This is a genomic window from Psychrobacter sp., from assembly GCF_035469765.1.
Classification (GTDB): Bacteria; Pseudomonadota; Gammaproteobacteria; order Pseudomonadales; family Moraxellaceae; genus Psychrobacter.
Genome location: NZ_DATIRM010000002.1, coordinates 1 through 10175 on the forward strand (window position 1 = coordinate 1; position 10175 = coordinate 10175).

Annotated in this window: 8 protein-coding genes; 7 read left to right on the top strand and 1 reads right to left on the bottom strand. The window is 44.5% G+C overall.

Going from position 1 to position 10175, the window contains the following annotated elements; genetic code table 11:
- Positions 1-1906 (top strand): PhoX family phosphatase (locus VLN09_RS00020; protein ID WP_325242878.1); only part of this gene is annotated, 1906 nt, incomplete at its 5' end.
- 229 nt (positions 1907-2135) lie between these two features.
- Complete coding sequence (locus tag VLN09_RS00025) at positions 2136-3596, top strand: alpha/beta fold hydrolase (protein WP_325242880.1); 1461 nt, start codon at positions 2136-2138, stop codon at positions 3594-3596.
- A gap of 74 nt (positions 3597-3670) precedes the next feature.
- Here VLN09_RS00025 and VLN09_RS00030 read toward each other — a convergent pair whose 3' ends face one another.
- On the bottom strand, positions 3671-4651 hold the full coding sequence (locus VLN09_RS00030; protein WP_325242882.1) for an Hsp33 family molecular chaperone HslO: 981 nt from the start codon (positions 4649-4651) through the stop codon (positions 3671-3673).
- A gap of 407 nt (positions 4652-5058) precedes the next feature.
- Between VLN09_RS00030 and VLN09_RS00035 the strand changes: the two genes are divergently transcribed.
- The 5 genes from VLN09_RS00035 to VLN09_RS00055 all read left to right on the top strand — a co-directional run bounded on the left by VLN09_RS00035 (position 5059) and on the right by VLN09_RS00055 (position 9918).
- A complete protein-coding gene (locus VLN09_RS00035) occupies positions 5059-6051 on the top strand; it encodes a glutamate/aspartate ABC transporter substrate-binding protein (protein WP_325242884.1) in 993 nt (330 codons plus the stop codon).
- A gap of 108 nt (positions 6052-6159) precedes the next feature.
- On the top strand, positions 6160-6906 hold the full coding sequence (locus tag VLN09_RS00040) for an amino acid ABC transporter permease (RefSeq protein WP_325242886.1): 747 nt from the start codon (positions 6160-6162) through the stop codon (positions 6904-6906).
- Complete coding sequence (locus VLN09_RS00045; protein ID WP_325242888.1) at positions 6903-7571, top strand: ABC transporter permease subunit; 669 nt, start codon at positions 6903-6905, stop codon at positions 7569-7571. Before VLN09_RS00040 ends, VLN09_RS00045 begins: the two co-directional genes overlap by 4 nt.
- 85 nt (positions 7572-7656) lie before the next feature.
- Entirely contained in the window at positions 7657-8475 is an 819-nt protein-coding gene (locus tag VLN09_RS00050) for an amino acid ABC transporter ATP-binding protein (protein ID WP_325242890.1), read from the top strand.
- Positions 8476-8661: 186 nt separating this feature from the next.
- A complete protein-coding gene (locus VLN09_RS00055) occupies positions 8662-9918 on the top strand; it encodes an FAD-dependent oxidoreductase (RefSeq protein WP_325242893.1) in 1257 nt (418 codons plus the stop codon).
- The last annotated feature ends 257 nt before the right edge of the window (positions 9919-10175 follow it).

A 10175-nucleotide genomic window follows, 5' to 3' on the forward strand; every position in this document is an offset into this window, starting at 1 on the left:
TGCCGAAACGATGAGTGTGGCAGCAGGCTATAAAGCTGAGATGATATTACCACTGGGTACGCCGCTGATTTCTGGTATTGCTGATTGGAAAGATAATCGAGAGCAATCCGCTGAGTCGTTCGAATGGCGCATGGGTGACAACCATGATGGCATGTGGTTCTTTGGTAAAAAGGGCGCTGCCTATGATGCCAAAGCGGCAAAGAACGGGCTACTGGTGATGAACCATGAATATGTCAATAGTAGCGAGCTTAGCCCGTTTGGCTATCATGTCATTCAAGACAATAATGCCGCGCCTATCTTCCAAAAACGACGCCTCGCAAGCGACGTGCGCCGCGAGGTCAATTGCCATGGAGTCTCTGTAGTTGAGATGCGCCGCCGCGCCGATGGTATGGGTTATGAGATGGTGCCCAACTCAAAATATAATCGTCGTATCACCAGCAGCACCACTGCGCAATTAACAGGTCCTGTTGCTGGTTCTGATTTGGTCAAGACTAAGTTTGACCCGACAGGCTTTCAGACTCGCGGCATTAACAATAACTGCGGTGCAGGATTGTCACCTTGGGGTACCTATCTAACCACTGAAGAGAATTTTTTAGGCGTGTTTGCCCGTGGGCAAGATGCCAGCCAATTAAGCGATGGGCATAACTATGGTCGCGCGCGCTATGGGGCAACGGAGGACTTCCCTGGTTGGGAATATCTATGGCACACGCCTGAGGCTAAAGATGCTGTGATTCCCGATGAATTTTCACGCTGGGATATGACCGCCGTCGGTGCCAGTGCGGCTGACGATTACCGTAATGGCTTTAATACCTTTGGTTATATCACTGAGATTGACCCTTTTAAGCAACATTCTGTGCCACAAAAACGTACTGCATTGGGTCGTTTTGCCCATGAAAACTGTGCCTATGCGCCTGTTAAACAAGGCAAACCAGTGGTCTTTTATATGGGTGATGATGCTCGGGGCGAATATATTTATAAGTTTGTTTCCAAAGCTACATGGTCAAATAACGATATCGGTGGTGGATTAAGAGCGGGTGACAAATATTTGAATGATGGCACGCTCTATGTTGCTATCTTTAATGAAAATGGTCGTGGCGAATGGAAAGCGCTGATCCATGGACAAAATGGATTGGATACTTCTAATAGCGAGCTACCTTTTAATGGGCAAGATGAGGTTTTGGTTTTTGCTCGTGCTGCGGCAGATGTGGTTGGTGCAACTAAGATGGATCGACCCGAATGGGTGTCGGTTAGCCCTATAACGGGTGAGGTGTACGTAACATTGACCAATAACAAATATCGCGGTGAGCGTGACGATCAGCCAGTCTCAGCGTCCAACCCGCGTAGCTATGAATCTGATGGCAAAGCGCACGGCAATGACAATGGTCATATTATTCGCTGGGCAGAAGCAGGTAGCGATCATGCGGCAACCAGTTTTGAATGGGATATTTATTTGTTTGCCTCACCGAGTGATTTGGCAGCAGAAAATTTATCGCAATTGAACGATAACAACGATTTTTCTTCCCCTGATGGTTTGTACTTCGATCCACGGGGGGTGTTGTGGATTCAGACAGATGATAGTGCTTATACCGATACCAGCAGTTGTATGTTGCTCGCGGCGCTACCGGGCAAAGTCAGCGATGGTTCACTTCTGACCACTTCAGCAGGGCAACAAACCCGAGTTGGTATGCCTGCTAGCAATGACAATATTAAACGTTTTTTTGTCGGTCCTAAAGGCTGTGAAGTCACAGGTATTACCATGACACCAGACTTTAAAACCTTATTTATTAACATTCAGCATCCCGGTAATACGTGGGGCGCGGTTGCGGGAGGCAGTACGCCACGCTCAGCAACCGTCATGATTACTCGTGATGATGGCGACGTTATATTGGCAGAGTCTTTTATCTAATTAAACGTTTGCATGGGTGCTTTTATGCCTTAATCAATCTAAGAGTTCCAAGCCATGGCTTGGAATTTTTATGTTTTAGGCGATAGCTGCTAATGTGCAAGCTTTGATGTTAGGAAATTCAGTACTTCTCTGACAATAAAAATACGGGATAAGTGAATCAATCTCTTCTGTTTATTGTGTTTACAGGATAATATGGAACACTATTTTAATCGCTTGATATATTAACACTATGCGCAGTCCAAAACCTTTAGAAACCATTCATGATTTTTTTGCGACGACTCAGCTTCCTGATGAGGAATCTGCTGTTGATGCAGGATTTCAGGGCGACGTATATGAAGAGCTGGATAAGCTTGAATATATTTATATCGACGAGCTGACTGAACAGAGTGTCAATCATCATGAAGTGCAGCCGCATCAACCCATCTCATTAGTTAATTTTTTTGAAGGCTTAGCACAGCTTGCGACTATGGGTGTGGTCGAGGTTACCGACATTGTAGAAGCAATCCACCGTGAGATACTACAGCGTCCTTTGGGGCGCTTCAATAAGGGAAATATTGAGCGCTGGCAGAAAGGTATTACAGGACGTATCTACGGTACGGTACGCCATGCGATGCAGCTTGCTGGCAAAAATTTGACTTCAGGTATGCGTCTTTATAACTATATCTTAAAGCCCAAAAAGGTCAGACTGTTACCACAGAATCTACGGCGCATGGTCAATATCCTAAACGGGGTGATGGGTGATCATCTGATTACCCATCATAATCCGTTGGCGGTACCGATGGTGCTGTACGATACAAATAACTATATACAAAGTGGTGTGCTGTCAGGGCGTGTCATTATTTTATGTCATGGGCTGTGTCTGAGCCACTTAAGCTGGCAGATAGCTGGTGAGAGTAATTTGGCAACCGTACTTAAGCGTGGCTTGCCAGCAGCGACAATTCTCTACTTAAATTATAATACCGGTCGACGTATCTCAAGTAATGGACGCAGCTTTGCCAAAGTTTTGCAAAGTTTGGTTGAGGATAACCCGGATATTACTCAGATTGATTTGATCGGTCATAGTATGGGTGGTTTGGTCAGCCGCAGTGCACTGTATTATGGCAAAGAGCAAGGTTTTAGTTGGGTCAACCGCGTGAGAAATCTCGTCACTTTAGGCTCGCCGCATCATGGTGCAAGCTTGGAGCAGATTGGTAATTTTGTCCAAGATAAAATTGCTAAGTTGCCTTTTGCTGGGTCACTGGCAAAGCTCGGTGATTTGCGCAGTGCGGGTATTATTGATTTGCGTTACGGCAGCATTCGAGATGCTGATTGGCAAGCATTAGAGGGGCGCAGTGTAGTGCCGGCAGATTTCCGCCATCCTACGCGTTTGCCATTGCATGTGAATACCTATCTGGTGGCAGGAGCTTTGGTTGAAACTCGTTTTGATTTTAAGACCACAAGCTTACTGGGCGATGGACTGGTTTCGGTAGAATCGGCACTTGGTGAACATACGGAAGAGCATACGTTGGCAGTGCCAGAAGGGCATAAGGCGGTTTTTTATGGCGTCAGTCATATGAACTTAATCTATAACGATAGAGTACACCAACAAATCATCGCTTGGCTGTTAGATGATAGATTGGGCGATGCGCATGAAGCAAAGTATGCACTAGACCAACGCATTTATTCTTATCCTGAGACCTATGAGATTTAAAATAATAAAAACCCTCAAGCATCACACTTGAGGGTTTTTTTATGACTAAAAGCTTAAATCAATGAGATGAAAGACTATTCAGCAAATATTGCTGCAATATTATCACTATTGAACTGATAAATCTCACCGCAAAAACCACAATCCATCTTAAACGTACCGTTCTGCTCAGCGGCGATATCTAGTGCTTCTGCTTCACCGATTTGCTCGATGGCCATCTCACACTTCTCACGTGAGCAAGTACACCCAAACGTGAGCGATACTGGCTCAGGGGCAACGACTTGTTCTTCATGGTATAAGCGATATAAAATTTCATTGGTATCAAGGGTGGTTAATTCTTCTGCTTTCACCGTCCGCGTCAATACAGACAAGCGTGTCCATAAGTCATCATCAATACCCGCATCTTGATTTTGCTCAACTTCATAGGTTTCTTGAGCGGTACGTGGCAGCATTTGTACCAATATACCACCCGCTTGCAAACCATCAGATGCCAAGTTGATCAGCGTTGGAATCTGCGCCGATTGTTTTTGATAATGTGCCAAGCAGTCTGCCAGATTGTCATGGCTACGCTCAACGATACCTTGATACGGCTCGCCACCATCCGGTTGGATATTAATAAATAATACGCCTTGACCGGTCGCTCCTAGCTCAGCAAACGCTTCTTTGGCATGCAGCATATTGCCCCAGGCTTGCACTTGCTCGTCAGTCTCAGCTTTCCAGCTGGCAAGGGCACGGATAATACCATCTTGGTCGCACTCTGCCATTGCCCAATTGAGCAGACTATCAGGATCCGATGATTGCAGCTGAATTGACAAGTGACCATTGATTTTGACGGTACCAATCAGCAAGCTTGCCGCCGTCAACATCTCGCCGAGTAAGCGTTTGAGTGCTTCAGGATAAGGTTTTTGCGCAATGGTCGTCGCATAGCTACGCGACAGGCGCACCACATCACCGCGTACAGGAGAGTCTTCAATAAAAAAGCGTTGGCGAATGTCGTTATCTTGCATAGAATCAGCGTTTTGCTCATGAGCAGTCGGGGCTTGAGTATCTTGTGTCATAGGTCATTTATAAAATTAAGAAGTTGCTAGCTTTATGGGGATAGATACGGATTTATCAATCATACTTTCTAGATTATTGATGCAATCAAAGTGGTTTATTAAGCATGAATTCTGCTATCAATCTTAGCAAATTCCTATCTATATCAATGACGTTAAAGCTTGTTTTACCTAAGAATTATCATACTAAAGACATTAATAACCTAAAATAGTCAGCTGAGTAAAAAAGTTTACCCTCGTCAGGAAATTTGTTGTACAGTAACATTAAGTTGCATAGTTATAAATAACAGCAACAGCATGGATGCATAGCGATACGACTCATAGGCGCAAACTTATAGCGTCTTTATAGTGTCTCATAACGCTTAAATAGCATTCAAATCTTGTAACAATGTGATAAAAGGATATATCTCATGACTTACCCTCTTTCTACCTCTATATCTAAACCCTTAACGTTAGTCGCCTTTATAGCACTAGGTCTAGCAGGCTGTAATAACAGCAGTCAAACCAGCACCGAGGCGACATCAGCAGATGGTACGACTGCTGAAGCGCCCGCAAATACCAATGGTACCTTAGATAAAATCAAAGAATCAGGTACCATCGTCGTCGGTCACCGTGACTCCTCTATTCCGTTCTCCTATATCGCTGATAACCCAAATCAGCCAATCGGCTATGCACACGATTTAGAGATGAAAGTAGTTGAAGCGGTAAAAGAAAAGCTCAATATGCCGGACTTAAAAATTCGTTATAACCTCATCACCTCACAAACTCGCATTCCATTGGTACAAAACGGCACAGTTGATTTTGAATGTGGCTCAACGACCAACAATGAAGAGCGCCAAAAGCAAGTGGCATTCTCTAACGGCTTCTTTGAAATCGGTACACGTTTATTGACCAAAAAAGACTCAGGTATCCAAGGTTTCGATGATTTAAAGGGTAAAACCTTGGTCACGACTGCGGGTACAACTTCAGAGCGTTATATTCGTGAATATAACGCTAACAAAAAGATGGATATCAACGTCATCTCAGCAAAAGACCATGGCGAAGCTTTCCTCATGTTAGAGGACGGTCGTGCTGATGCCTTTATGATGGATGATGTATTGCTGGCGGGCGAAAAAGCCAAAGCAAAAAATCCGGATGAATGGGTGATCGTTGGCGAGCCGCAATCGTTTGAGATTTATGGCTGCATGATGCGTAAAGACGACCCTGAATTTAAAGCTGTAGTCGATGAAGCATTGGTCAATGTCTTTAAGTCAGGCGAGATCAATAGCATTTATGACAAATGGTTCTTAAACCCAATTCCACCAAAAAATGTCAATCTAAATTTTGAGATGTCAGATAATTTAAAAGCTTTGATTGCCAATCCACATGACGGCGCTCAACCAAAAGTAGCGACTGCACAATAACGCTTCTTGTCCCTCAACATAGCATGCTTACGCGTTCAGATTGTTTGTCAAATTGCTTGATAGCAGTCTAAGGCGTGGGCTTTTTAAACGTTGCTTGGAGACACGATTATGAATTATAGCTGGAACTGGGGTGTGCTCTTCGAGCAAACCGGTATCGGTAGCGAGCTGTATATCCATTGGATGATTACTGGTCTTGGCTGGTTATTATTGATTGGCAGTATTGCTTGGGCAATTGCCATGGTAGTTGGTACTGTCTTTGGCATTATGCGTACTTTGCCAAATAAAGGTGCGCGTGCTATCGGTACCGCTTATGTGACTTTTTTCCGTAATATTCCCTTATTGGTACAACTTTTTTTCTGGTTTTATATCGCCCCTGGTTGGCTGACGCCGTCTATACAAGAGTGGTGGTACAAAGACTTGACTCCTAACACCTCAGCCATGCTGTCAGCCAGTATTGGTCTTGGCTTATTTACCGCTGCCCGTATTGTCGAACAAGTACGTACAGGCATCGAGTCATTGCCAAAAGGACAAATCAATGCGGCCTATGCACTCGGTTTTAGTATTCCGCAAGCTTATAAAGAGGTGCTATTACCGCAAGCGTTTCGGATTATCTTACCACCGCTGAGCTCAGAGCTGACCAACTGCTTTAAAAACGCTTCGGTTGCATCTTTGGTTGGGGTAATGGAGCTGATCAGTCAGACCAAAACCATCAGTGAATATACCCAAAACAGTATTGAGATTTATACCTATGCGACCATCATTTACTTGGTATTCAATCTGTCTCTAATTGCCATCATGGGGTTGATTGAACGTAAATTGCGTGTGCCCGGGCTAATTGCAGGGAGTCAAAAATGAATATGACCGAACTTGCAACTGCCTATCCCGGTTTGATGGGTGGCATGCTGACGACTTTAAAGGTATTGTTTTTAGCTATCTTAGGCGGTATTAGCTTAGGGACGGTGCTAGCATTGATGCGCTTATCTGGTATCAAAGCATTAGAAATCCCTGCCAAGCTATACGTCAATTACTTTCGTTCTGTGCCATTGCTGCTCGTGCTGCTATGGTTTTATTTTGCGGTACCGATGATTTATTTTTGGGTCGCCGGTAAATATCTGCAACTCGATACAGCCTTTACCTCGTGTGTGGTCGCCTTTATGTTGTTTGAAGCGGCATACTTTTCAGAGGTGGTGCGCGCGGGTATTCAATCTATCGGCAGTGGGCAGGTGAATGCTGCCAAGGCGCTTGGCATGACCTATGGGCAGACAATGCGCTTGATTATTTTGCCGCAGGCGTTTCGCAAAATGCTACCGCTGATTTTGCAGCAATGTATTATTTTATTCCAAGATACGACATTGGTTTTTGCCATTGGTTTGACGGATTTTTTCCGCGCCGCCTATGTACGCGGTGAGCTGATGGGTTTATTGACGCCATATATACTTGGGGCAGGGGCTGTTTATTTTATTATCAGTTTGAGTGCTTCTATTGGCGTGCAACAACTGCAAAAAAGATTAAGGTTTTGATGGTTTTTTCTGAAAATAGTATCGAAACCTGTGTATTAAAAGTTTTGTTTAATAATGATGAAAACAATGTGTTTAGGAGCCAGTGATGAATGAGCCAATGATAAATAATGCTGACACATATATAAATGAATTTGGCGGACTGGTCACCGACAATGGTCATGCAAGCGATGAAATCGTCATCAGGATAAATGACGTGAGTAAATGGTATGGCGATTTTCAAGTATTGACTGACTGTAGCGCCCATGTACATAAAGGCGATGTTGTCGTCGTTTGTGGTCCATCAGGCAGTGGTAAATCGACTTTGATAAAAACGGTCAATGGGCTAGAGACTTTTCAAAAAGGCGAGATTATGGTCAGCGGCATCTCCGTTGGCGCGCCAAAAACCAATTTGCCTAAACTCCGTAGTAGTGTCGGTATGGTGTTTCAGCACTTTGAGCTATTTCCGCATCTAACGATTATTGACAATTTGACCGTCGCCCAAATCAAAGTATTGGGACGTAAAGAAGCGGAAGCCAAACAAAAAGCCATGGCCTATCTAGACCGCGTTGGTCTAACGGCGCAAGCAGCAAAGTATCCAGCTGAGCTCTCCGGTGGGCAGCAGCAACGTGTCGCAATTGCTCGTGCTTTGGCAATGGATCCGGTGGCGATGCTCTTTGATGAGCCAACTTCAGCACTTGACCCTGAGATGATTCAAGAAGTGCTTGATGTGATGGTTGAGCTGACCCGGGAGGGTATGACCATGATGTGTGTGACCCATGAGATGGGCTTTGCTAGTCAGGTTGCCAATCGCATTATCTTTATGGATGAAGGTCATATCGTTGAAAACTGTAGCAAGGATGAGTTTTTTGAAAGCGCGAAAAGTGACCGCGCGCAAATGTTCTTATCAAAGATTCTCAATCATTAACACAGTTATTTAGAATTGATTCATCGAGCGCGCCTATTAATAGGTGCTCTTTTTATTGTGAGCGACCATGTAAATAACTCTGTAAACGTCTATGTGACTGAATACGTGAGTGAATACCTGTTTACTGATACAATGGCAGTCACTATCATAAAAATAACAGAATCTCTCATCTATCATGGAGTCAGTATGAGCTCAGAAACTATGCTTTCATCGACAACAGCAGCATCTAAAGGTATCGTTATTATTGGTGCAGGTTTAGCCGGCTGGCACGTTATTGATGCCATTCGCGCCAAAGACAAAGACGTGCCGATTACCTTAATTACTACAGATAGTGGTGATCGCTATCATAAGCCTATGCTTACGATGGCGATTAGCCAAAACAAGCAGGCATCGGACTTGGTACGCGCGACTGGCGCTGATGCAGCAGAAGCGGCACAAGTGACCCTACTTGCCAATACGCAAGTGACGGATATCGACGCTGCTGCCCAAACCGTACAGCTTATCTCGGCGCTGCGCTCAGATCCTGTCTATACCAACTATGCAACCATCAGCTATGACAAGCTGGTCTTAGCAATGGGCGCTCACCCTATTTTTCCAAAAAGTTTGCCACAAGATTTGGTATGGCATGTCAATCATATCGAGCGTTTTGGGCAGTTGCAAGAGAAGCTGGCAGCGGGCAGTCAGCATGTAGCGATTGTTGGCGCGGGTATGGTAGGGACAGAGATTGCTGAGGACTTGCTAAAGGCAGGTCATGAGGTGACCTTAATTGATTTAAATGATGCGCCTTTATCGCAAATGCTACCAGCAAAAGCGACCGCGCGTATTGCAGAGGCCATTAAATCACAGGGTATTAACTTTTTGGGCGGTTATCTGGTAACGGATGTTGTTCGTATTAGTGATGGTAATACAGCTGAAAACAATATTGGTAAGCTGCAAGTTAGCTATGAGCCATTTGCTTCTAATGCAGAAGATGCAGAGGCTCAGTCATCTGAGATATTAATCGTTGATCATGTGATTGCCAGTACTGGTTTGACGGTTGATGGTAAATTGCCAACAGCAGCTGGGGTTGAGTTCAACCGTCGTACTGGTATCGTGGTAGATGCGCCAACGCTGCGTACCAATACTGATAATATCTATGCGATTGGTGATTGTATGTCTATCAATGGCGTCGCCTGCCGTTATGTAGCGCCACTGCGTGCGCAGGCAGCAACCATTGCTGATGATGTGTTGGGTTTAGAGCATAGCGGCTATGAGCATAAGCCACCGATGATTCGCCTAAAGAATAAAGCCATCTCAGTGATGGCAACGGGCGTGCCGCAAGCTGTTGGCAATTGGCAAGTAGTCACTGAAACGGACGATGAGCTAATCATGAATTTACTTGACGATAATAACGACGTTAAGGCGACAGTCACTATCAAAGCGCCTATCAACACTAATACCTAATTGTTAAAAAAACTTCTAAATCATAGCCAGTGCTGCCATCTTAATGCAGTGCTGGCTTTTTTGTGTTCATATCTACCGCATCTTTTCTAAGGGTTCTATAGTCAGGGAAAAGCAATATCGATACATAACGTACTGCTGATATCAATTTTTCTTGCTTGCTGTGCCTACGCAGACAGAGGCTGCAAAAAATTGATACCAGCAGTACCGTAGCATTTTTAAGGTATTTTAACTATAGACTTAAGAACGCTTCAGTTTAA

Bases quoted from the DNA above. Each gene is read 5' to 3' on its own strand.
- VLN09_RS00025 (WP_325242880.1), top strand. From the start codon at position 2,136: ATGCGCAGTCCAAAACCTTTAGAAACCATTCATGATTTTTTTGCGACG.
- VLN09_RS00050 (WP_325242890.1), top strand. From the start codon at position 7,657: ATGAATGAGCCAATGATAAATAATGCTGACACATATATAAATGAATTT.
- VLN09_RS00035 (WP_325242884.1), top strand. From the start codon at position 5,059: ATGACTTACCCTCTTTCTACCTCTATATCTAAACCCTTAACGTTAGTC.
- VLN09_RS00030 (WP_325242882.1), bottom strand. From the start codon at position 4,651: ATGACACAAGATACTCAAGCCCCGACTGCTCATGAGCAAAACGCTGAT.
- VLN09_RS00045 (WP_325242888.1), top strand. From the start codon at position 6,903: ATGAATATGACCGAACTTGCAACTGCCTATCCCGGTTTGATGGGTGGC.
- VLN09_RS00040 (WP_325242886.1), top strand. From the start codon at position 6,160: ATGAATTATAGCTGGAACTGGGGTGTGCTCTTCGAGCAAACCGGTATC.
- VLN09_RS00055 (WP_325242893.1), top strand. From the start codon at position 8,662: ATGAGCTCAGAAACTATGCTTTCATCGACAACAGCAGCATCTAAAGGT.